Here is a 22,342-nt window from a genome sequence, read left to right as displayed (position 1 = left end):
GGCCGGCTCCCACCCAATCTCCACCCGGACCGCCGACAACACCAGAACGAACAACCCGCTCCCCAGGTTCCTGACAACTCAGGAATCCCCGGCTCCGCGATCTACCGGGCGGAGGTGATCCGCCCGGACGGTCGCGGTCAGGCAGCCTTCCGCGCCGTCTTCTTCGCGGTGCTCTTCCGGGCGGTGGACTTCTTTGCGGTCGCCTTCTTGGCCGTCGCCTTCTTGGCGGTGCTCTTCTTCGCCGTAGCCTTCTTCGGCGTGGACTTCTTGGCAGTCGTCTTCTTGGCCGCGCCGCCACCACCCGCACGCCGGGCCCGCGCCGCCTCGACGCTCGCGCGCAGTGCGGCGACCAGGTCGGTGCTGGAGGTCGCTTCCGGCTCCTCCTCGGTGAAGACGACTTCCTTGCCCTTGCGCTTGGTGTCGACCAATTTCTTCACGCGCTCGGTGTAGCTGTCCTTGTAGTCCTTCGGGCGCCACTCGCCGGCCATCGCCTCGATCAGGTCGGTGGCCATCTTCAGCTGCTTGCCCGACGTCTTGGCCGGCAGGTCGCCGACCTCCTTGGCCGGGTCGCGGATCTCGTCGGCGAAGAACATCGTCTCCAGCACGAGCACCTTGCCGTCGGCCCGGATCGTGGCCAGGTACTCCTTGCCACGCATCACGAAGTTCGCGATCCCGGCCCGGTTGGTCTTGGCCAGGGCGTCCCGCAGCAGCGCGTACGACGACGCGTTCTCGGCGTCCGACGGCGCCAGGTAGTAGCTCTTCTGGAAGTGGATCGGGTCGATCTCGTCCAGGTCGACGAACGTGGAGATCTCCAGCGAGCGCGACTTGCCCGGGGCGACGTCGGCCAGCTCCTCCTGCTCGACCACGACGTACTCGCCGCCGCCGACGTCGTGGCCCTTGACGATCTTGTCGTAGTCGACCTCGCGCCCGGTCCGCTCGTTCACCCGCTTGTTGCGGATCCGGTCCGACGTTCCCCGCTGGAACTGGTGGAAGTCGAGGTTGTGTTCCTGGGTCGCGCTGTACAGCCCGACCGGCACCGACACCAGCCCGAAGTTGATGTACCCGCTCCAGATCGATCTCGCCATCACCAGCTCCTCTCGACCCGCAGGTACCCAACTACAGCCGGTTGTAGCGCTTCCGCGCCTCGCGCGACTCCTTCTGGGCGTCCCGGGCCACCTTCTTGGCCTCGTCGAGCTCCGCGGTCAGCCGGCGGACCTCGTCGCGGGCGTTCTCGAGTGCCTCCTGCGCGTCGGTCAGCTGTCCGTCGAGCTCCTCGACCGTTGCCTCGGCGCTCTCGGCGGCCTTCACCGCCGCCTCGAACTCGGCCTGGGCCTCGGCCTTGCGTTCCGCTTCCTCGCGCTCGGCCTGCTCCCGGGCCTTCCGCTCGGCCGCGGACTCCTGCTCGGCCTCCTCGACCTCGACCTCACGGGCCTTGGCCCGCCGGTCCTTCGCCGCCTGCCGACGCTCGTCGGTCAACGCCGTCACGTTCGACGGCTCGCCGTTCTCGTCGACCACGCCGAACCCGACGTGCCGCAGCGCGCTGCTCAGCCGAGCCTCCCGGACGGCGTCGCCCGCCGCCGGGTCGACCAGGGCGGCGTCGAGGGTCTCGCGAAGCTTCTGCCCGACGTCCGCGCTGATCTTCTGACCGTGCTGATCGGCCAGCTCGCCCGCGGCCTTCACCAGCCCGTCGATCGCCTTGTGCCGCTTCGGCGTCAGCTCGCGGAGCCGCTCACCGTCCAGGTCGGCCGTGGCCTCCCGGAACTCGTCGCCGAGCGCCAGCAGGTCGTCGATCTCGTCCGGCTGCTCGCGGCTGACCAGGTTCGCCAGCCAGGCGGCGACGGTCGGTTTGCGCAGCGCCTTCAGCCGGGTCGAGCCCAGCTGGTCACCGTCGGCCTTGAGCTGCTTGGCCAGCTCGTTGCGGCGAGCAATGAAGTCGGCCGCCGGTGCGGCGTACAGCGCGTCGGCCGCCTCCTCGAAGTCCACCCGGCCGACGCTAGCACCGACAGGTGCCCAGCGACACGGTGACGCGGACAGAGCGGATCCCCACCGCCCCGAAGGCGATGGGGATCCGCGTGGCTCAGTGCGGTGTCACTCGCGGAAGGCGTCCTTGGCCTTCTCGCCGGCCTGCTTGAGATCGGCCTTGGTCTTGTCGGCCTGCCCCTCGGCCTGCAGGTCCTCGTTGTCCGTCGCGTCGCCCGTGCGCTCCTTGACCTTGCCCTTGGCGCTCTCGGCGGCGTTCTTCATCTTGTCTCCGATACCCATGACTGCTCCTCTGCCGATGGCGTTGCGTGGTCGAACAGCGCACCGGTGCCCTGACCCACGGGGATCATGCATGTGAGCGGGGTACCGACCGGTATGCGGCTGCGGCGTGCGAATCCCGACAAACCAGGTCTGACCCGGAAGCGGCGTGGTCGTGGTTTCAGCTACCACGACGAGCACGGGAAGAAGATCGACGACCCGGACCTGCTCGAGCGGATCCGGACCCTGGCGATCCCGCCGGCCTGGCAGGACGTGTGGATCTGCCCGTACCCGAACGGCCACATCCAGGCCACCGGGACCGACGACGCCGGGCGGCGGCAGTACCTGTACCACGACGACTGGCGCACCTCCCAGGACGCCGACAAGCACGACCGCGTACGCCGGCTGGCGCGCAAGCTCCCGGCGTTCCGGGAAGCCGTCGACAAGGACCTGTGCGCCCAGGGCCTCGGTCGGGACAAGGTACTCGCGGTCGCGTTGCGGATGCTCGACTACGGGGTCTTCCGGACCGGCAACACCCGGTACGCCGAGGAGTACGGCAGCCGGGGCGCCGCGACGCTGCTGCGCGACGACGTCAAGGTCCAGCGCGGCAAGCTGGTCTTCGACTTCGTCGCGAAGGGCGGGATCGAGCGGAAGCTGGAGCTGGACGACGACCGCCTGACGGCCGCGGTCCGATCGCTGAAGCGCGGCAAGCACGACAATCCGCGGTTGCTGGTCTACCGCGAAGGCTCGGCGTACAAGGAGATCGACGCGTCGATGATCAACCAGCGGTTCCACGAGCTGGTCGGTGACGACTACACGGTCAAGGACCTGCGGACCTGGACCGCCACGGTGCACGCGGCGGTGGACCTGGCCCAGGCCGACCCGCCGAGCACGAAGAAGGCCCTGAACGCGGCGGTGAAGGAGATGCTCGAGGAGGTCTCCGAGCACCTCGGCAACACGCCGACGGTGGCCCGGGCGTCGTACGTCGACCCGCGGGTGGTGCAGCAGTACGAGCGCGGCCGGACGATCCCGGACAGCGCGGTCGAGGACGTCGACGACCTGGACGACCCCGAAGTACGGGCGAAGGTCGAACGGTCGGTGAACAAGCTGCTGGACCAGGACGCCCGCGAGTAAGGGGTTTCCGGCGGGGAACCGGCCGGATCGTACGGGGGACACCGAGACCAAGGAGCGGACATGCGGGCGTTGGTGCTGAACTGCACGTTGAAGGCGTCACCGGCCAGATCGAACACGGACTCGCTGGCCGACGTGGTCGTGGACGCGCTGGAGAAGCAGGACGTTCAGGTCAGCCGGATCCGGCTGGCCGATCTGGACATCAAGCCCGGCGTGACCAGCGACGAGGGCACCGGAGACGAGTGGCCCGGCGTGCACGAGCAGCTGCTCGCCAGCGACATCCTGGTGGTGGCGACGCCGACCTGGGTCGGGCGGCCGTCGTCGATCGCGCAGCGGATGCTGGAGCGGATGGACGCGATGATCAGCGAGACCGACGACCAGGACCGGCCGGTGGCGTACAACAAGGTCGCCGGGGTGGTCGTCACCGGGAACGAGGACGGCGCGCACCACGTGATCTCCGAGCTCGCCGGCGGGCTCGGCGACATCGGCTACACGATTCCCGGGCAGGCGTGGACGTACTGGAACAAGGGCCCCGGGCCCGGTCCGAGCTACGACGAGACCGGCTACGGGCACGACTGGTCGGCCAAGACCGGGCGGGCGATGGCGAGCAACCTGGTGGCCGTCGCAAAGGCGCTCCAGGCGTCGCCGGTGCCGGCGCCACCGGACTGATTACCTCCGGAGGGGTCGGGTACCGGGCGGTCAGTACGAAAGGAGCCAGCCATGCCCGCAGGATCGAGCAAGAAGCGTGAACGGCAGTACGAGCACATCAAGGCCGGGCTGAAGAAGCGCGGCCGCAGTGAGGACACCGCCGAGGAGATCGCCGCCCGCACGGTCAACAAGGAGCGGGCCCGTTCCGGCGAGGCCAAGCAGAAGAGCCGCTCGTCGACGCACGACATCTCGTCCAGCCGGCGGGGTGGGCTGCGGTCGCACAGCGGGTCCCAGGGCCGGACCAAGGACCAGCTCTACAACGAGGCCAAGCAGAAGAACATCAAGGGTCGTTCGACGATGAGCAAGGCCGAGCTGGAGAAGGCTGTCGGCCGCTAGAGGAGAGCGCACGTGAAGGCACTGACCTGGCAGGGCAAGCGCAAGATCGAGTACGGCGACGTTCCGGACCCGAAGATCGAGCAGCCGACCGACGCGATCATCAAGGTCACCTCGACCGGGATCTGCGGGTCGGACCTGCACCTGTACGAGGTGATGGCGCCGTACCTGGACGCCGGTGACATCCTCGGGCACGAGTCGATGGGCGTCGTCGCGGAGGTCGGTTCCGCGGTGACGAACCTGAAGCCGGGCGACCGCGTGGTGGTGCCCTTCCAGATCGCGTGCGGCAGCTGCTACATGTGCGACCAGGACCTGCAGACCCAGTGCGAGACCACGCAGGTCCGCGAGCAGGGCATGGGCGCTGCTCTGTTCGGCTACACGAAGCTCTACGGCCAGGTCCCGGGCGGCCAGGCCGAGTACCTCCGCGTCCCGCAGGCGCAGTACGGGCCGATCAAGGTGCCGGACGGGCCGTCGGACGACCGGTTCGTGTACTTGTCCGACGTACTGCCGACGGCCTGGCAGGCAGTCGAGTACGCCGCTGTCCCGGACGGCGGCACGCTCGTCGTCCTGGGTCTCGGGCCGATCGGCGACATGGCGACGCGGATCGCGATGCACCGCGGGCTGCGGGTGATCGGGGTCGACCTGGTCGCCGAGCGCCTCGAGCGGGCCCGGCGCAACGGCGTGGAGACGCTCGAGTACTCCGACGACGTCGCCGAGGCGATCCGGACGCTGACCGACGGTCGCGGCCCCGACTCCGTGATCGACGCCGTCGGCATGGAGGCGCACGGTTCGCCGAAGGCGAAGGTCGGCCAGCAACTGGTCGGGTTGATGCCGGACGCGCTGGCGCAGAAGTTCATGGAGACGGCCGGCGTCGACCGGCTCGCCGCGCTCTACCTGGCGGTCGACGTCGTCCGCCGCGGCGGCACGATCTCGCTGTCCGGGGTGTACGGCGGTGCGGCCGATCCGCTGCCGATGCTGACCATCTTCGACAAGCAGATCCAGCTCCGGATGGGCCAGGCGAACGTGCACCGGTGGTCGGACCAGATCTTGCCGTTGCTCGACGACAAGGACATCCTCGGGGTGGAGAGTTTCGCGACCCACCACCTCGACCTCAGCGACGGCCCCGCGGCGTACGAGATGTTCCAGAAGAAGCAGGACGGTGCTGTCAAGGTACTGCTCAAGCCTTAGGAGACTCAGTGCAACAAATCGACGCCACCCCGTTGAGCGACGAGGAGTTGCAGGGCCTCGACGCGTACTGGCGAGCTGCGAACTACCTGTCGGTCGGGCAGATCTACCTGCTCGACAACCCCTTGCTGACCGAGCCTTTGCAGCCGGAGCACATCAAGCCGCGGCTGCTCGGTCACTGGGGGACGACGCCCGGGCTCAACCTGGTCTACACCCACCTGAACCGGGTGATCCGGCAGCGTGAGGGCGAGCTGATGTACGTGATCGGCCCCGGGCACGGTGGGCCGGCGATCGTCGCGAACGCCTGGCTCGAGGGCAGCTGGAGCGCGACGTACCCGAACACCGAGCAGGACGCGGCCGGGATGGCCCGGCTGTTCAAGCAGTTCTCGTTCCCCGGTGGCATTCCGAGCCACGTCGCGCCCGAGGTGCCCGGGTCGATCAACGAGGGCGGCGAGCTCGGATACTCGCTCAGTCACGCGTACGGCGCGGCCGCGGACAACCCGGACCTGGTCGTTGCCTGTGTCATCGGTGACGGCGAGGCCGAAACGGGGCCGTTGGCAACTTCCTGGCACTCGAACAAGTTCCTCGACCCGCGGCGCGACGGCGCGGTGCTGCCGATCCTGCATCTCAACGGCTACAAGATCGCCAACCCCTCGGTGCTGGCTCGGATCGGCGACGAGGAGCTGAGCGCGCTGCTGCGCGGATACGGGCACGAGCCGTACCTGGTTGAGGGTTCGGACCCGGCGACCGTGCACCAGGCGCTCGCCGCGACACTGGATCGTTGCCTCGACCGGATCGACGAGATCCAGCTGGAGGCCCGGACCGCGGACTCGGTGCCGAGCCGCGCCGCGTGGCCGATGATCGTGCTGAAGACGCCGAAGGGCTGGACCGGTCCCCACACGGTCGACGGGGAGCCGGTCGAGGACACCTGGCGGTCCCACCAGGTGCCGCTGTCCGGCGTACGGACGAACGAGGATCACCTGCGCCAGTTGGAGGACTGGCTGAAGAGCTACCGGCCGGACGAGCTGTTCGACGCCGACGGCCGGCCGGTCGCGTCGGTGCTGGAGCTGGCGCCGAAGCCGTCGCTGCGGATGGGATCGAGCCCGCACGCGAACGGCGGGCTGCTCACCCGCGACCTCGAGCTGCCGGATCCCGCGGAGTACGCCGTACCGGTGAAGGCTCCCGGCGAAGAGGACGGCGAGCCGACGAAGGTTTTCGGCAAGTACCTGCGCGACGCGTTCACGCTGAACGAGGAGCACCACAACCTCCGGCTGTTCGGCCCGGACGAGACCGAGTCGAACCGGTTGAACGCCGTGTACGAGGTGACCGACAAGGCGTGGCTGGGCGAGAAGCGGGACACCGACCAGCACCTCGCGGCGGACGGCCGGGTGCTGGAGATGCTGAGCGAGCACACCTTGCAGGGCTGGCTCGAGGGGTACCTGCTGACCGGCCGGCACGGGCTGTTCTCGTCGTACGAGGCGTTCGTGCACATCGTCGACTCGATGGTGAACCAGCACGCGAAGTGGCTGAAGACGATCAACCGGCTGGAGTGGCGGCGCAAGATCCCGTCGCTGAACTACCTGCTCACCTCGCACGTCTGGCGCCAGGACCACAACGGGTTCTCGCACCAGGACCCCGGCTTCATCGACCACGTGATGAACAAGAAGGCCGAGGTCGTCCGGGTCTACCTCCCGCCGGACACGAACACGCTGCTGTCCACGATGGACCACTGCCTGCGGACCCGGAACTACATCAACGTCGTGGTCGCCGGCAAGCAACCGCAGCCGAACTGGCTGGACTGGGAGGAGGCCGCGCTGCACTGCGCGCGCGGGATCGGGGTCTGGGACTTCGCCTCCAACGACGACGGCGATCCGGACGTGGTGATGGCCTGCGCGGGCGACGTCCCGACGCTGGAGACGCTCGCGGCGGTCGACCTGCTGCGCGAGCACCTGCCGGAGCTGAAGATCCGCGTCGTCAACGTGGTGGACCTGATGCGGCTGCAGGACGCGAGCGAGCACCCGCACGGGCTGACCGGGCCGGAGTTCGACGCGCTGTTCACCACCGACAAGCCGGTGATCTTCGCGTACCACGGGTACCCGTGGCTGATTCACCGGCTGACCTACCGGCGCACCGGGCACGACAACCTGCACGTCCGCGGGTACGTCGAGGAGGGCACCACGACGACGCCGTTCGACATGGTCGTGCTGAACAACCTCGACCGCTACCACCTGGCAATGGACGTGATCGACCGTGTTCCGTCATTGCGGACCCGGGCGGTGAAGGCGCGGCAGTACTTCGTCGACCAGCGCGTGCGGCACCGCGCGCACACCACGACGTACGGCGAGGATCTGCCGGAGGTCCGCGACTGGCGCTGGCGCCGCTGAGCGGTCTCAGCCCTGCGGCTGGGGAGTGCTGAGCTGGGAGCGGAGGCGTTCCAGGATGCCGCGGAGCAGGCGGGAGACCTGCATCTGGCTGACGCCGAGCTCGTTGCCGATCTCCTCCTGGGTGAGGCCGTTGCAGAAGCGGAGCTCCAGGATGCGGCGGTCGCGGTCGTCGAGGTCGGCGACGGCCGGCGTGAGGGTGTGCACGTTCTCGACCAGCTCGTAGCCGTCCTCGGCGTCGGCGACGGTCTCCATCAGCGTCGCGCCGCCGTCGGCGGGCCCGGGCGCGTCGAGGGACAGCGTGCTGAAGCAGCCGCGCACCGACGTCGCCTCGGCGACCTCGTCGGGTGCGGTGCCGAGCGCCTCGGCGGTCTCCCGGTCCGACGGCAGGTGACCGAGCTTCTGGGTGAGCTCCGGCTCGGCGGCCGCGATCGTGCCCTGCATCTCCTGGACCCGGCGCGGCGGCCGGACGGTCCAGGCGCAGTCGCGGAAGTAGCGCTTCAGCTCCCCGCGAATCGTCGGTACGGCGTACGCGAGGAAGTTGCTGGCCTCGTCGACGCGGTAGCCGTTGGCGGCCTTGACCAGACCGAGGCACGCGACCTGCTCGAGATCGTCGTCGTCGACGCCCTTGCGGCGGTACCGGGAGGCGATCGACCGGGCGATCGGGGCGTTCAGCAGGACCACTTGGTCGAGCAGGGCCTGGCGCTCGCCCTCGGGCCGACCGGCGGCCTGCTCGAGCAGTTCCTGGGTCTGATCGGCGATCTGCTGCTTGCTGGCTGGTTGCTGGGCGTGTACAGGTGCGATCGTCACGGGAGGGACCTCGTCGTGTCGTCCTGCGGGAGAGGTGGCGTCATGGGCTGAGCCACTTCCCTTCCACCAGACCAAACCCGCGCGCCGCACGCAACCCCGCGGTTGTTACAGGTGTTTGAAATGTGGGTGGAATGGGCTTGCCGCCGGGAGGGAACCGGATCCACTGTGAACGACTTCACTGGCGCCGAAGAGTTCGTCCCGTCCACCGGCGGCCTGCGCGGTCTGCGCGCCGCCCTGCCCAGCTGCCGCGGTTGCGACCTGTGGGAGGGCGCCGAGCACGTCGTACCGGGGGAAGGTCCGGCGCGGGCCCGGATGATGCTGATCGGCGAGCAGCCCGGGGACGTCGAGGACAAGGAAGGGCACGTCTTCGTCGGCCCGGCCGGGCGCTTGCTGGACAAGGCACTGGAGGCCGCGGGCATCGAGCGCGACACCGTCTACCTGACCAACGCGGTCAAGCACTTCCGGTACGAACGCCGCGGCAAACGCCGGATCCACAAGACGCCCGCCGTCGGGCACATCGTTGCCTGCAACCCCTGGTTGGTGGCGGAGCGGAAGCTCGTGAAACCGGCGTTCGTCGTCGTCCTGGGATCGGTAGCGGCGCGGGCCGTGATCGGGTCCGGCTTCAAGGTCACCCAGCACCGCGGTGAGCCGATCGAGCTGCCGGACGGTACGCCGGCGACCGCCACCGTGCATCCTTCGTCGGTGGTGCGGTCGCAGGAGTACCGCCGCGACTTCGGGCTGTTCGTCGACGACCTGCGCGCGGCCGCCGCGTTAGCCGATGCGGCGTAGCTCAGGGAGCACTTCCTCGCGGTACAGCTTCATCATGTCGACCGTGTGCGGGCCCATGTTGGCGACGTAGATTTCGTCGAAGCCCGCTTCGGCGTACGGCTTGAACGCCTCGACGTGCGCGTCGGCCTTGGGGCCTGCGGCAACGGACTTGGCCGTGGCCTCCTTGGTGACGAGCTGGCTGGCCTGCTCGAAGTGGCGCGGCGACGGGAGCACCTGGGCTAGCTCGCCGGGCAGACCCGAGTTGCCCCAGATCCGGTGCGCCTGCTCGACGCCCTCGTCCTCGGTCGGGGCGTAGCTGACCTTGTACCCCGCCTGGGTCGGCTTGTCGCCGCCGCCGTTGTTCCGGAAGCGCTCGAGCAGTTCCTTGTCCGGCGACGTGGTGATGTAGCCGTCGGCGATGCGCGCGGCAACATCCGTTGCCTCGGGGCCGAAGCCGGACATGTAGATCGGGAGCGGGCTGTCCGGCCGGGTGTAGATGCGCGCGGTGTCGACCGTGTAGTGCTTGCCGTGGTGCGAGACGAACCCGTCCTCGGTCCACAGCCGGCGCATGATCTCGACGGCTTCCTCGAGCATCTCCAGCCGGACGTCGACGGTCGGCCAGACGTCGCCGAGCACGTGCTCGTTCAGGGCTTCGCCGGTGCCGATACCGAGCCGGAAGCGGCCGTTCAGCAGGACGGCGCTGGTCGCGGCGGCCTGCGCGATGACGGCCGGGTGGATCCGCACCGTCGGGCAGGTGACCGCCGTCGTCACCGGCAGTTCGCAGACCTGGGAGATCGCGCCGATCGTCGACCAGACGAACGCGCTCTGGCCCTGCTCGTCGTTCCACGGATGGAAGTGGTCGCTGATCCACAGCCCGTCGAAGCCGGCCTCTTCGGCCAGCCGGGCCTGCTCGATCAGTTGAGCGGGCGTGTACTCCTCGCTGGACAGGAAGTAGCCGATCTTCACGGGGTTCTCCTCAGCTCGCGGTGATGTCAGGGTCTGATCGCCCGGTTCCCGACCCGCGAGTTGCCATGCGCTCGCGCACGGTGGTTCCCGCGATCCGGTAACCGGTTGCCGGAGAAGTCGGCACGGTGGTGACCGTTTGCCCCCCTCGGCGGCGGGCACAAGATGTGTGGCGGGCAACCGCTGCACGAAAGCACGGGGTACAGCCGCCGGGCAGATCGCCCGGCCGTCGAGAAAGGAACGACCATGGGCTTGGTGCTCTGGATCATCGCGGCGATCCTCGTCATCTCCGGAATCGTCTCGCTTGTTCGCGGCCAGCTCCTGATGGGCGCCGCACTGATCGTCGTGGGTCTCCTGGTCGGCCCGGGCGGTGTCAGCATCTTCACCTGATCTTGGGGAACGCCTTGAGGTAGAAGGCGTCGGGAGGGCCGCAGCCGACCGGGTGCGGCCCTCCCGCTGTGTGCTGGGCCTGCGGTGTGCGGTCGGCGCGCTGTGTGGGCTTGGGATCAGGCCGGGCGCCGGAAGACCCGGCGGGCGGCGTCCATCCGGAGTGCCTCGAGCTCCTCGATCTGCCGGCCGGCGTCCGCGATCAGCGTGTCCAGCTCGGCGACGTCGAACAGCGGCTGTTCGTCGGCCAGCGCGCGCAGCACCCGCCAGCCGGCGCCTTTGCCCTCGACGGCGATCCGGAGCATCTCCAGCTCCATCACGTCGCTCAGCGGCGACCGTCGTACCAGCTCACCGTTCGGCTTGAAGCGGCCGAGCTTCTCCGCGACCCAGGCGCCGGCGTTCTTCACCGGGTCGGGCTTCGCGTCGACGAAGGCCAGGTACTTGGCGAGGACGGTCCGCTCGTGCTCGACCTTCTCCGCCATCGCGGTGAGCGCCGTGCGGACGACGGCGTCCGTCTGCTGGTCGGCCGCGCGACGGAACAGCTCGATCCCGGCCGACGATCCGGCGTAGTGGTCCTGCAGGTAGGTCGCCAGCCGTGCCTGATCGATCATCGGGTCTCCTGGCTCGTCCCTGCGTCGTCCTGGTCGCTCGACGGGTACCCATTCTGCCCGGGCCGAATCGCTGACAGCCGGTGGCAGGTTTCGGCGGTTGACTGGGGACCCGACCGAAGGAGACCTGATGGAGTGTTGTGCCGTGCTGGACCTGCGCCAGTACACGTTGTTCCCGGGGCGCCGCGACGAACTGATCGAGCTGTTCGACCGGGAGTTCGTCGAGGGGCAGGAGGCGTACGGGATGCACCTGGCCGGACAGTTCCGCGACCTGGACGACGAGGACCGGTTCGTGTGGTTGCGGGGGTTCGCGAGCCTGGAAGCACGGGCGGAGGCGCTGAACGGGTTCTACTACGGGCCGGTCTGGAAGGCCCACGCGGCGGCGGCGAACGCGACGATGCAGGACTCGGACAACGCGTTGCTGCTGCGGCCGGTCGCTCTCGGTCGTGATTGGCCGGCTCTCGATGCTGCTCGTGGGACTGGTGAATCCAGTGCGGTGGTGGCCGGTGCGGTCTACCACCGGCGCCCGGACGACGACGGCTTCGTGGAGTTCTTCACCTCGAAGGTTGTTCCTTTGCTGCCTCCGCCGGCCGCGGTGCTCGAGACCCTGCCGGCCGAGAACAACTTCCCCGCGTTGCCGTTGCGCGACGAGACGGTACTCGTGTGGTTGGCGCGGTTCGACGACGACGCGGCGTACGAGATGTTTCGCCGGCAGTTGGCCGGGTCCGCGGGCTGGCAGCGGCTCAGCGCGGAACTGGACCGTCGCTGCGTCGCTCCGGCCCAGGAACTGCGGCTGCGGCCGACCTCGCGATCGCAGCTCTCCTAGACAGCACCGTCGATAAATCAGTTGCGCTGCCGGGAAACGCTCGGCATCCTGATCGTGCTTGTGCGGCGAGACACGCTGCCTGGACCTGAGGAGGGCTGACGAATGGCCATCACTGTGCTGCGGCATGCCCGCGTCAGCCTCACTTCTCACTCCAGGAGCACATCCGTTGTCTTCCGACGTTTTCCGTACCGAGCACGAACTCTCTGATCTTCCCTGGACCGACCTGCCCGAGCAGCGGTCCGCCGAGCCCCTGGACGAGACCTTCGTCTTCCAGTTCGCCGAGGTCGACGAACGCCTGGGGCCTGACCAGCGCTGGACCACCTGGCTCGACGTCGAACGCGGCTGCCGTGGCCCGGAACCACGTCCCGACTGGGTCGTGACCGAGCAGGCCGCGATCGACACCGAGTTCGGCATCCTCAAGACCGGCAAGGAAGCCGACGTCTTCCTGCTCGAACGTGCCGTCGACGCCATCGGCGACAGCCCGGCCCGCTCGTCGCTGCTCGCGGCGAAGCGGTACCGGACCGAGGAGCACCGGTCCTTCCACCGCAGTACGGCGTACGTCGAAGGCCGCCGGACCCGCAACAGCCGGGACAGCCGCGCGATGGCGAAGAAGTCGTCGCACGGCCGCAGCGTCGCCGCCGGGCAGTGGGCCTACGCCGAGTGGGACGCCCTCAACCGGCTGTGGACGGCCGGCGTCCCGGTCCCGTACCCGGTGCAGGTCGACGGCACCGAGCTGCTGATGGAGTTCATCGACGACGGCGAAGGCGGCGCCGCGCCACGGCTCGCCCAGGTCCGCCCGTCGAAGGACGTGCTCGAGCTGTACTTCGAGCAGATCCGATGCGGGATGCGGGAGCTGGCCCGGGCCGGGCTCGCGCACGGCGACCTGTCGCCGTACAACGTGCTCGCCCAGCCCGAGCGCATCGTGATGATCGACCTGCCGCAGGTCCTCGACATCGTCGGCAACCCGAAGGGGATGGAGTTCCTCCTCCGGGACTGCCACAACATGGCGACCTGGTTCACCAACCGCGGACTGGAGGTCGACGAGCAGGAGCTGTTCGCCGACCTGCTGTCGATGGTGTTCTAGCTCTTGCTGATCGCTCGCCGCAGCAAGGGGACGAGTGGTGTCAGCCGGTCGGGGTAGGCGTCGACGAGCCCGTCGACATGATTGCCTGCCTCGACCCGCTGGTACCTGTGGAGTCTTCCTTGGCCGGCTTTGCGCACCATGGCGGCGTAGACGTCGGAGTCCTGGGTGATCGGAAGCAGGCTGTCGTAGGTGCCGTGGATCGTGGTCAGCGGCCGCTGGATGTTGCCGGTCAGCGCGATCCGTCGTACTGCGTTCTGTGCTTGGGATCTGGTCGTGTAGTCGTAGTCGCCCTCGGTGCCTGTGTAGGTCGGGTCGAGCTCGGCGGCGTAGATGCGTTGGGTCAGCTTCCAGTAGACGGCGTAGTGGTAGTCCCAGAGAAAGCTCGACCTGCTGTCGAAACCCGCTGCGGTGATCATCGCCGGGTTTTGTTGCTCATAGCCCCTGATCGCCGGCGGGAGGAACGTGAAGAGGTTCGGGCCTTTCGCCGTCCAGAGCGTCCCTTCGAGATCGACGCCTCGGGTGTAGAGCTCAGGATGATTCTCGAGCTGCCAGCGGACGAGGTAACCACCGTTGGAGATCCCCGCCGCGACGACTTCACGGGGCTTCCTCTTGTAGTACTGCGTCGTCGCTGCGCGCGCCGCCCTGGTCAGCTCGGTCATCCGCCGATTCCACTCGACCATCGCGTCCCCCGGATTGACGCCGTCCCGGTAGAACTCGGCTCCGGTGTTCCCCTTGTCGGTCGCCGCGTACGCGTATCCCTTGGCCAGCACGGCGTCCGAGATCGCCCGGTCGTTCGCGTACTGCGCCCTGACCCCTGGAGATCCGGCGACGACCAGCCCGCCGTTCCACTTGTCGGGCAGCCGGAGTACGAACTGCGCGTCGTGATTCCAGCCGTTGTTGGCGTTGGTGTGCGAGGTGTCGGGGAAGTAGCCGTCGACCTGTGTCCCTCTAACCGGCTCCGGCTGCGGAAGCGCGGCATGCGTGAGGCCGGCGTAGTCGGCCGGGTTGGTGCGCCCGCCGAGCGTCGTGAGGTCCCGCAGGCAGGTGGTCTCGCTGTACTCGGCTCCTTGAACCCGGACGGGTTTGCAGCCGTGGGCTTCTGCTGGTGTCTGGAAAGGCGCCCCCAGTACCAGGACGACGAGTGAGACGGCCAGACGGCGCATGTGCCCTCCTGAGGGAGTCGGTGTGCGCCAAGGTACGAGGCCTGGTGGGAGCCAGGGCAGGTGGTCGGGGACCACAAGCCGATCGGATCGAGTGGGGTGGTGCTACATGTCCGGCCGGGCTAGCGGTTGAATCCGGTCCACGTCGACGCCCGCGAGTTGTCCCTGCAGACGATCCGCAAGAGGACCTGCATCATGTTCCCGTCAGACTGCTTGGTCAGCGTCCGGGTGTAGGGGTACTCGCGACACTGCCCAGGCACGTAGCTGTTGGTGATCCACTCCTTGGCGATCGATCCGCTGCTGTTCGTGATGGCCGGGGCAATCAGCACGTTCCTGTTGACGGCATTCGAATAGCACACCTTGATCTTGGTCAGCGTCACCCTTGTTGCAGTGTGGCTCCTGAAGTAGCCCACCACCCGCACGACGGCCGGGTGCCGGTACGCATAGGTGTTGAAGCTTTCGTAGAATCCGGTACTGGCCCCGATCTCGGCGTAGTTCTGGATCCGGACCACCGCGACGTCGGGAGGTATGGCCATCGCCGGTCCGGAACCACCGACCACGACGGCAGCCAAAGCACCGAGAACGGATACGAAGCGTGCGAGCCGCTTCCGCTTGGTGGTCATGGCACTTTCCTTCTTCGCAGGCTTTCGACCGACCGGTCGAGTCTCGGCAACGCTAAGGACTGACCCTGCCGTCATGCTGCCCGTACCGCTCCCGTACACCCGGGCAAGCCACGACCTGGCGCATCAGGCGCCGGGTCCGTGGGGCGTCGTCACGCCGATCGGTCTCCCGTTCCTTCGCTCAGGACCCACTGGATTGCTCCGGTGAGCGAACGTTGGAGGGCCTTGCCGAGTTGGACGCGCTGGGTGCTCGCGGTGTACGTCCTCGGCTTCCTCGAGGGGTCCATCGCTCACCTCCTGGACCTGGTGCGTGGCGGCATCCATGGCTACGCGTCGTTCGCTCCGGTGCCGCTGCAGGTGTTCTTCGTCTGCTTGGTGGTGCTCGATCCGTTGGTCGTCGTGCTGGTGGCACTCGTCCGCCCGTGGGGCGTCCGGCTGGCCTGCGCGGTGATGGCGTTGGACGTGACGGCGAACTGGATCACCAACTGGGCGGAGCTCCAGGACGACCCGACCAGGTTGCTTCGCCCGTACGGCTTGCTGCCGATCACGCTGTTCGGGGTGTTCGTGCTGGGGTCAGCGGTGCCCGTACTGCGGGCGCTCAGGTCCAGCCGGCGGCTGGGTATCGCGGCGCATGGTTGACGGGCATTGGTGCGCGCAAGATGCAGGATCTGGCCGGGCCGGTGGCGACTGGGTGCTTCGCTTGAGCGCGCTAGCGCGCACCTGCGGGCGAAGCACGCGCACTGCGGGCGCTAGCCCGCACGCAGGCGGCGGTAGCCGCACATCGCGGCGTCAGCCGCGCGCTGGAGCGGGCGACAGCACGCGCACGGGCGGGCGCCAGCCCGCAGGCTGGCGGCGCTAGCCGCACGCGGTTGAAATGGGTGGGTGGGAGCAGGTCTCGGAGGGAGCGCTAGCGACCGGAGGGAACTGCGTGGGATGAAATCAGCTGACTGCCCGTGCCGCCGCGCGCCCCGCCGTACGGCCGGAGAAGAGGCAGCCGCCTAGGAAGGTGCCCTCCAAAGAGCGGTAGCCGTGGACTCCGCCGCCGCCGAAGCCGGCTACTTCGCCGGCTGCGTAAACGCCGGGGAGGGGGGTGCCGTCGGCGCGGAGGACTCGGGAGGAGAGGTCTGTTTGGAGGCCGCCGAGCGACTTGCGGGTGAGGATGTTGAGTTTGACGGCGATGAGGGGGCCGGCTTTGGGGTCGAGGATGCGGTGCGGGGTGGCGACGCGGATGAGTTTGTCGCCGCGGTAGTTGCGGGCGCCGCGGAGCGCGGTGATCTGGAGGTCCTTGGTGAAGGTGTTGTCGAGTTCGCGGTCGCGGGCGACGATCTGTCGTTCCAGGTCGGGCAGGTTGATCAGGTCCGTGCCGGTGATCGCGTTCATGCCGCGGACGAGGTCGGCGAGGTTGTCCTTGACGACGAAGTCGGCGCCCTGGTCCATGAAGGCGCGGACGGGGACGGTGGCGCCGCCGCGGGCGCGGCCGAGGACGCCGCGGATGTCCTTGCCGGTCAGGTCAGGGTTCTGCTCCTGGCCGGACAGCGCGAACTCCTTCTCGATGATCTTCTGGGTCAGCACGAACCAGCTGTAGTCGTACCCGGTGGTCATGATGTGCTCGAGCGTTCCCAGCGTGTCGAAGCCCGGGAACAGCGGGACGGGCAGCCGCTTGCCGGTCGCGTCGAACCACAGCGACGACGGGCCGGGCAGGATCCGGATGCCGTGCATCGGCCAGATCGGGTCCCAGTTGCGGATGCCCTCGACGTAGTGCCACATCCGGTCGCGGTTCACGTACCGGCCGCCGGCCGCCTCGGTGATCGCGAGCATCCGGCCGTCGACGTGCGCCGGTACGCCGCTGATCATGTTCTCCGGCGGCTTGCCCATCCGGGCCGGCCACTGCGAGCGGACCAGGTCGTGGTTGCCGCCGATGCCGCCGGACGTGACGATCACGGCCTGCGCGGTGAGCGCGAAGTCCTCGACCTCGACCCGCGAGCTCTCCACCGCGCGATCGACGGTGCTCGGCTCCAGCACCTTCCCGGACACCCCGTCGACGACGCCGCCGGTGACGGTCAGTTCGTCCACGCGATGCCGGAACCGGAACTCCACCAACCCCTTCGCCACGGCCTCCCGCACCCGCCGCTCGAACGGCGCGACCAGCCCCGGCCCGGTTCCCCACGTGATGTGGAAGCGCGGCACCGAGTTCCCGTGCCCGTCGGCGTTGTACCCGCCGCGCTCGGCCCACCCGACGACCGGGAACCAGCGAACACCCTGCGCGTGCAGCCACGGCCGCTTCTCGCCGGCCGCGAAGTCGACGTACGCCTCGGCCCACTGCTTGGCCCAGTGGTCCTCGTCGTCGAGCCGGTCGAACCCGGCCGAGCCGAGCCAGTCCTGCAGCGCGAGGTCGTGGGAGTCCTTGATGCCCATCCGCCGCTGCTCGGGCGAGTCGACGAACATCAGACCGCCGAAGGACCAGTACGCCTGCCCGCCGAGCGAGGCCTCCGGTTCCTGGTCGAGCAGCAGCACCTTGCGTCCGGCGTCGGCCAGCTCAGCGGTCGCCGCCAGCCCGGCCAGCCCCGCTCCCACGACGATCACATCTGCATCCATCGGCCCATCCCCTCGCGTCGGTCGTCCATGGATACCAGACAACGGCGGCTGTAGACCGCAGCTGCGCACTCTTGCAAGAATTGTCGATGTGACGATCCTTTCTGCGCAGACGCTGACCCTGCCCGTCGCCGCACTCGGCGAGGAGAACCCGTTGCCGCCGCTGCGCGGTCACCGGGACCTGCATCGCGTCGAGAACCTCGACGCCCTCCCGGAGGAGCTCGCCGAGAACATCCGGTACGGCGGACTGCGCAGCGTCCTGCCCTGTCTCGACCAGGACGGCTACGGCCGCACCCTGACCGAGCAGCCGCTGCCCACGCTCGTCCTCGAGAACGACCACCTCCGCGCGACCGTCCTCCCGAGCCTCGGCGGCCGGCTCTACTCGCTCGTCCACAAGCCCTCGGGCCAGGAGTTGCTCTACCGCAACCCGGTGATCCAGCCCGCGAACCTTGCCCTGCGCAACGCCTGGTTCGCCGGCGGCGTCGAGTGGAACCTCGGCAGCACCGGCCACTGGACCGGCACCTGCTCGCCGATGCACGCGGCCCGCGTCGAAGGGCCGGACGGTACGCCGGTCCTGCGCCTGTGGGAGTGGGAGCGCAGCCGCAACCTCGTGGTCCAGCTCGACTTCTGGCTGCCGGCGGACTCGGACCTCCTGTACGTCGGCGCGCGGATCCAGAACCCGTCGCCGGACGTCGTCCCGGCGTACTGGTGGTCGAACATCGCCGTGGAGCAGTCGCCTGAGACGCGGGTGCTGGTGCCGGCGGAGCAGGCGTGGCGGTTCGGGTACGGCAACAATCTCGATCTCGTCGGGGTGCCGGAGTACGACGGGATCGATCTGACCTACCCGATGCGGCACCGCAGAGCGGTGGACTTCTTCTTCGAGCCGTTGCCGGGGCAGCGGCCGTGGATCGCCGCGGTGGATGCCGAGGGCAACGGGTTGGTGCAGGCGTCGACGGAGCGGCTGCGCGGGCGGAAGCTGTTCGTGTGGGGTGAGGGTCGCGGTGGAAGGCGCTGGCAGGAGTGGCTGTCGCCGGGGCTCGAAGGGCCGGGGTACTGCGAGATCCAGGCGGGGCTGGCGCGGACGCAGCTCGAGCACCTTAAGTTGCCTGGCGCAACCAGTTGGTCGTGGCTGGAGGCGTACGGGCGGGTGTCGGTGGATCCGGTGGTGGCGCACGGAGAATGGTCGGCCGCGTGGCGTGCGGCGGACGGCGTACTTGGTGATCGGTTGCACCTGGCGGAGCGCGAGCAGAGTTGGCTGGCGATCGCTGATGCGGAGCCGGGGGAGCGGTTGGCGGTTGGGTCCGGGTGGGGTGCTTTGGAGTTGCTGCGGACGGGGTGGACGGTGTCGGCGGGGACGCCCTTCGGCGAGGACACGATCGGGGAGCGGGAACGGGCTTGGTTGCCGGTACTCGAAGGAGGTGCGCCTGAGGCGGTGGATGGGACGTTGGTCGCCTGGAAGGACCTGCTGGAGCAGACCGAGGACAGCTGGCTGACCTGGTACCACCGCGGCGTCGCCCGGTGGCTCGCGGGCGACGAGGCGGGCGCGGTCGCGGCTTGGCGCGAGTCCGGCGACAACCCGTGGGCGCTCAGGAATCTGGCCCTGGCGACCGGCGACCTGGCGGCGTACGAGCGAGCGACCGAGCTACGACCTGACCTGGTTCCGCTGGTGGTCGAAGCGGCAACGGCGGCACTGGACGTCGATGCGGCGCAGGCGGGACGGATGCTCGAAAGGGCGCCGGGTGACGATCAGCGGATCCGGTTGCTGCGGGTGCGGTACCTGCTGGAGATCGGCGCGGCAGCCGAGGCCGAGGCCTTGCTCGACGAAGGCGTCGAGCCTTCCGGCGTACGGGAAGGCGAGAACCCGCTGGCGGAGTACTGGCAGCGCGCACAGGCCTTGCTTGGAACAACAAGGCCCGTCCCGGCGCGGTACGAGTTCGGCATGGCCGGCGACTGACGGCGACCCGGCGCTCACCGTCGGCGAGTTTGTCAGGACCTGGAACCAAGCACCCCGTGGCGGCGTCTCACGGACGTGCGGCGAGGGCCGCCGCAGGAAGTGACGAGAACGACGGTCGCGGAACTGCACAGGTCGCAGGGACCGGCCCGTCGGGGGTGAGTGCCATGTTGACGATCATTGTGTTGGGCGGATTCGGCCTGGTGCTGCTGGTCAGCGCGTGCATCATGTCGGACGTGTTCGCGGGCGGTCGCAAGCAGCGCCGCGAGCTCGGTGAGGAGAGGACCGCCGGCCGGGTGGTCCGGGTCCGCGGACCGATCCGTGGACAGGTCGAGGGCGGTGTCCCGACGGAGTACGTCGAGGTCGTCGTCGAGTACTACACGCGGCGCGGCGAAGGCCCGTACGAGGTCCACCGCCGGCTGCCGATGGGGAGCAGGAACCTGTACGCCGCGGAGGACCGGGTGATCGTGAGCTACGACGTCCGGACGCCGCGCCGGGGCCGGATCGAGGGCCGGGTCAGCCACTGGCCGCAGCTCGGACCGAGATCGTCGGACCCGGTCCCACAGCCGTAAACCCTCGCCCTGCCGGCGGGGGTCTTCCAGTTTCCGCTCGAGCCCATCCCGGGGCTCGAGCTACGGCAGGTGCGGCTCCAGCAAACGGTGCAGCGTCGGACGCCCCTGCGCCAGCACGACCTCCGCGTCCTCGGGATCCAGCCGCTCGGACAGGTGCGACAGCGCCTCGCCCATGGTGATGGTCAGCGTCACGGTGAGCCGGAACTCGCGGCTGTCCCGCGCGCCGAAGCGCTGGGTCAGCAGCTCGGCGAACTCACCCGAGTGCTGGTCGTCGAACTCACCGGGCGTCGCCTCCAGCTCCGGATCACCCAGTCCACTCAGTACGACGGCGCGGAAGCCCGGGTCGGTCCGGTGCATCTCCCGGAACGTGTCCAGCGTGACGTCGACGGCCTCGCGCCAGTCCGCGACCACGGCGAGCCGCTCGCGCACCGCCTCGGTGTAGCGGTGCTGGTTGCGCCGCTCGATCGCCTGGATCAGCGTGCGCTTGTCGGGGAAGTACCGGTACACGCTGCCGACCGCGATCTCGGCGCGCTTGGCGATGCTGCTGGTCGAGGCGGCGTCGTACCCGCGCTCGACCACCTCGGCGCAGGCCGCGTCGAGGATGCGTTCGACCTGACGGCTGGCCCGGTCCTGGGTCGGCATCCGCCGCAACGGATAGGCACCCGGCTCCTCACCAGCGGTAGTGGAGACCATGAGGTCATTGTGCCCCGCGAAGGGGGACAACGTTGCCATCACCGTCGTTCAGTTCGATGACAGCTTGTGGCTGCCCACTCGTGACCCGTGGCGGGACAGAATCGTCACCAGCAGTACCGCCCAGATCGACGGAGGGGAACTCCAGCATGCGGATCAGCAGCAAACTCACCGCCGGCGTCGCGTCCGCGGCGGTCGCGGCCGCCGGACTCGCGGGTGCGTCGCTCGGCAGCAGCGGCGCGAACGACGTACCGGCCTCGGCCGACGCCAAGCAGACCCGGTCCGCGCTCAGGATGAACCAGATCCAGACCCTCGGCGCGCACAACGCCTACCACCGCGAGCTCAGCCCGGCCGAGAAGCAGGTGCAGCAGGCGCAGGACCCGGGCGCGGCGAACATCTGGTACTCGCACGCCTCGATCCCGCAGCAGCTGCAGAACCAGAACATCCGCGCCCTGGAGCTCGACCTGTTCCCGGACCCGGCCGGCGGCCTCTACACGTACCCACTGATCCGGAAGCTGACCGGGCAGGGCCCGCTCACCGACCCGGAGCTGGCCAAGCCGGGCCACAAGGTCATGCACATCGCCGACTTCGACTACAACACCACCTGCCGGTCCTTCGTGGTGTGCCTGAAGCAGGTGAAGGGCTGGTCGGACCAGCACCCGGACCACGCGCCGATCGTGATCCAGCTGGAGCTGAAGCAGTCCGACCCGCGGATAGTCGCGGCCGGCGGCGTCCAGTCCCCGCCGTGGGACCTGGCCAACCTGAACGGCGTCGACACCGAGATCCGGTCCGTCTTCGGTGAGCGTCAGCTGCTGTCGCCGGACGACGTCCGCAAGCCCGGGCTGACACTGGAGCAGTCGGTGCTGACGAAGGGCTGGCCGACGCTGGAGCAGGCCCGCGGCAAGGTGATGTTCTTCTTCGACAACGGCGGCGAGGGCCAGATCCGCGACCTCTACCGGACCGGCAAGCCGAACCTGGAGGGCCGGGCGGTCTTCACCCGCGGTCCCGAGGGGCAGCCGGACGCCGCGGTGACGATGGTGAACGACCCGCGCGGCGCGAACCAGGCCGAGATCCAGCGGCTGGTCCGCAAGGGCTACCTGGTCCGGACCCGGTCCGACGAGCCGATGGCGACGGTCCTGGCCAACGAGACCAGCCGGGTCGGGATCGCGCTGGAGAGCGGCGCGCAGTGGGTGACCACCGACTTCCCGGTCGCCGGGATGGCGGCGCGGTACGACAGCGACTTCGTCGCTCAGCTGCCGGGTGGGGTCGCAGTACGCTGCAACCCGGTGTCCTCCCCGGCGTGGTGCAGGGGGAACGTCTCGGAAAGGTGAGTTC

The 22,342-nt window shown here is 69.0% G+C and carries 23 protein-coding genes; 13 read left to right on the top strand and 10 right to left on the bottom strand.

All coding sequences use genetic code 11. The features are described 5' to 3' along the window. Positions 1-137: 137 nt before the first annotated feature. The 3 genes from ku to ABD235_RS19305 form a co-directional block, all read right to left on the bottom strand. Positions 138-1,085, bottom strand: coding sequence for a non-homologous end joining protein Ku (ku, locus tag ABD235_RS19315; RefSeq protein WP_344175889.1), 948 nt, complete (start codon positions 1,083-1,085; stop codon positions 138-140). 31 nt (positions 1,086-1,116) lie between these two features. Then, the gene (locus tag ABD235_RS19310; protein ID WP_344175887.1) at positions 1,117-1,983 is read right to left on the bottom strand and encodes a hypothetical protein; all 867 of its coding nucleotides are present in this window, start codon (positions 1,981-1,983) and stop codon (positions 1,117-1,119) included. A gap of 105 nt (positions 1,984-2,088) precedes the next feature. Then, positions 2,089-2,262 (bottom strand): CsbD family protein, encoded by a 174-nt coding sequence (locus ABD235_RS19305; protein WP_344175885.1) that lies wholly within the window; start codon positions 2,260-2,262, stop codon positions 2,089-2,091. Positions 2,263-2,334: 72 nt separating this feature from the next. Here ABD235_RS19305 and ABD235_RS19300 point away from each other — a divergent pair, with 72 nt between their 5' ends. From ABD235_RS19300 to ABD235_RS19280, 5 genes are read left to right on the top strand one after another with little or no spacing between them, the layout of a single operon-like run. Then, entirely contained in the window at positions 2,335-3,372 is a 1,038-nt protein-coding gene (locus tag ABD235_RS19300) for a DNA topoisomerase IB (RefSeq protein WP_344175883.1), read from the top strand. Between the two features lie 60 nt (positions 3,373-3,432). Then, a complete protein-coding gene (locus ABD235_RS19295) occupies positions 3,433-4,038 on the top strand; it encodes a flavodoxin family protein (protein ID WP_344175880.1) in 606 nt (201 codons plus the stop codon). Positions 4,039-4,089: 51 nt separating this feature from the next. Next, on the top strand, positions 4,090-4,413 hold the full coding sequence (locus ABD235_RS19290) for a plasmid stabilization protein (protein ID WP_344175878.1): 324 nt from the start codon (positions 4,090-4,092) through the stop codon (positions 4,411-4,413). Positions 4,414-4,425: 12 nt separating this feature from the next. Next, a complete protein-coding gene (locus ABD235_RS19285; RefSeq protein ID WP_344175876.1) occupies positions 4,426-5,598 on the top strand; it encodes a zinc-dependent alcohol dehydrogenase in 1,173 nt (390 codons plus the stop codon). Between the two features lie 8 nt (positions 5,599-5,606). After that, positions 5,607-7,979, top strand: a complete 2,373-nt coding sequence (locus ABD235_RS19280) for a phosphoketolase family protein (RefSeq protein WP_344175874.1) — start codon at positions 5,607-5,609, stop codon at positions 7,977-7,979. 6 nt (positions 7,980-7,985) lie between these two features. Here the strand turns inward: ABD235_RS19280 and ABD235_RS19275 are convergent, their stop codons facing one another. Further along, a complete protein-coding gene (locus tag ABD235_RS19275) occupies positions 7,986-8,786 on the bottom strand; it encodes a sigma-70 family RNA polymerase sigma factor (protein WP_344175872.1) in 801 nt (266 codons plus the stop codon). Between the two features lie 165 nt (positions 8,787-8,951). Here ABD235_RS19275 and ABD235_RS19270 point away from each other — a divergent pair, with 165 nt between their 5' ends. Further along, complete coding sequence (locus tag ABD235_RS19270; RefSeq protein ID WP_344175869.1) at positions 8,952-9,575, top strand: UdgX family uracil-DNA binding protein; 624 nt, start codon at positions 8,952-8,954, stop codon at positions 9,573-9,575. Here ABD235_RS19270 and ABD235_RS19265 read toward each other — a convergent pair. Then, a complete protein-coding gene (locus ABD235_RS19265) occupies positions 9,558-10,520 on the bottom strand; it encodes a TIGR03557 family F420-dependent LLM class oxidoreductase (protein ID WP_344175867.1) in 963 nt (320 codons plus the stop codon). The two genes, ABD235_RS19270 and ABD235_RS19265, sit on opposite strands and share 18 nt — an antisense overlap. A 243-nt stretch (positions 10,521-10,763) precedes the next feature. On the opposite strand from ABD235_RS19265, the gene ABD235_RS19260 reads away from it, so the two are divergent. Next, complete coding sequence (locus tag ABD235_RS19260; protein ID WP_012918574.1) at positions 10,764-10,907, top strand: GPGG-motif small membrane protein; 144 nt, start codon at positions 10,764-10,766, stop codon at positions 10,905-10,907. 116 nt (positions 10,908-11,023) lie between these two features. On the opposite strand, the gene ABD235_RS19255 is transcribed toward ABD235_RS19260, so the two are convergent. Continuing rightward, positions 11,024-11,515, bottom strand: coding sequence for a hypothetical protein (locus ABD235_RS19255; RefSeq protein WP_344175862.1), 492 nt, complete (start codon positions 11,513-11,515; stop codon positions 11,024-11,026). Positions 11,516-11,642: 127 nt separating this feature from the next. On the opposite strand from ABD235_RS19255, the gene ABD235_RS19250 reads away from it, so the two are divergent. Together ABD235_RS19250 and ABD235_RS19245 are read left to right on the top strand one after the other, a co-directional pair. After that, complete coding sequence (locus ABD235_RS19250; RefSeq protein ID WP_344175860.1) at positions 11,643-12,338, top strand: NIPSNAP family protein; 696 nt, start codon at positions 11,643-11,645, stop codon at positions 12,336-12,338. A gap of 166 nt (positions 12,339-12,504) precedes the next feature. Further along, entirely contained in the window at positions 12,505-13,422 is a 918-nt protein-coding gene (locus ABD235_RS19245) for a serine protein kinase RIO (RefSeq protein ID WP_344175858.1), read from the top strand. Here ABD235_RS19245 and ABD235_RS19240 read toward each other — a convergent pair. Together ABD235_RS19240 and ABD235_RS19235 are read right to left on the bottom strand one after the other, a co-directional pair. Further along, positions 13,419-14,585, bottom strand: a complete 1,167-nt coding sequence (locus tag ABD235_RS19240; RefSeq protein ID WP_344175856.1) for a prolyl oligopeptidase family serine peptidase — start codon at positions 14,583-14,585, stop codon at positions 13,419-13,421. The two genes, ABD235_RS19245 and ABD235_RS19240, sit on opposite strands and share 4 nt — an antisense overlap. Positions 14,586-14,704: 119 nt before the next feature. Then, positions 14,705-15,205, bottom strand: coding sequence for a hypothetical protein (locus tag ABD235_RS19235; protein WP_344175854.1), 501 nt, complete (start codon positions 15,203-15,205; stop codon positions 14,705-14,707). A gap of 222 nt (positions 15,206-15,427) precedes the next feature. Between ABD235_RS19235 and ABD235_RS19230 the strand changes: the two genes are divergently transcribed. Continuing rightward, on the top strand, positions 15,428-15,841 hold the full coding sequence (locus tag ABD235_RS19230; protein WP_344175852.1) for a hypothetical protein: 414 nt from the start codon (positions 15,428-15,430) through the stop codon (positions 15,839-15,841). Positions 15,842-16,141: 300 nt separating this feature from the next. Here ABD235_RS19230 and ABD235_RS19225 read toward each other — a convergent pair whose 3' ends face one another. After that, positions 16,142-17,797: an FAD-binding dehydrogenase gene (locus ABD235_RS19225; RefSeq protein ID WP_344175851.1), complete on the bottom strand. Its 1,656-nt coding sequence runs from the start codon at positions 17,795-17,797 to the stop codon at positions 16,142-16,144. A gap of 88 nt (positions 17,798-17,885) precedes the next feature. On the opposite strand from ABD235_RS19225, the gene ABD235_RS19220 reads away from it, so the two are divergent. Together ABD235_RS19220 and ABD235_RS19215 are read left to right on the top strand one after the other, a co-directional pair. Beyond that, entirely contained in the window at positions 17,886-19,748 is a 1,863-nt protein-coding gene (locus tag ABD235_RS19220) for a DUF5107 domain-containing protein (RefSeq protein ID WP_344175849.1), read from the top strand. Positions 19,749-19,912: 164 nt separating this feature from the next. Further along, positions 19,913-20,317 (top strand): DUF3592 domain-containing protein, encoded by a 405-nt coding sequence (locus ABD235_RS19215; protein WP_344175848.1) that lies wholly within the window; start codon positions 19,913-19,915, stop codon positions 20,315-20,317. A 60-nt stretch (positions 20,318-20,377) separates the two neighbouring features. Here ABD235_RS19215 and ABD235_RS19210 read toward each other — a convergent pair whose 3' ends face one another. Then, entirely contained in the window at positions 20,378-21,010 is a 633-nt protein-coding gene (locus tag ABD235_RS19210) for a TetR/AcrR family transcriptional regulator (protein WP_344175846.1), read from the bottom strand. A gap of 146 nt (positions 21,011-21,156) precedes the next feature. Between ABD235_RS19210 and ABD235_RS19205 the strand changes: the two genes are divergently transcribed. Next, positions 21,157-22,338: a phosphatidylinositol-specific phospholipase C1-like protein gene (locus ABD235_RS19205; protein WP_344175843.1), complete on the top strand. Its 1,182-nt coding sequence runs from the start codon at positions 21,157-21,159 to the stop codon at positions 22,336-22,338. Positions 22,339-22,342 lie beyond the last annotated feature (4 nt).

Source organism: Kribbella lupini, from assembly GCF_039529595.1.
GTDB lineage: Bacteria > Actinomycetota > Actinomycetes > Propionibacteriales > Kribbellaceae > Kribbella > Kribbella lupini.
Note: the sequence above shows the minus strand (reverse complement) of the source record. Positions and strands in the feature narration are given on the sequence as shown.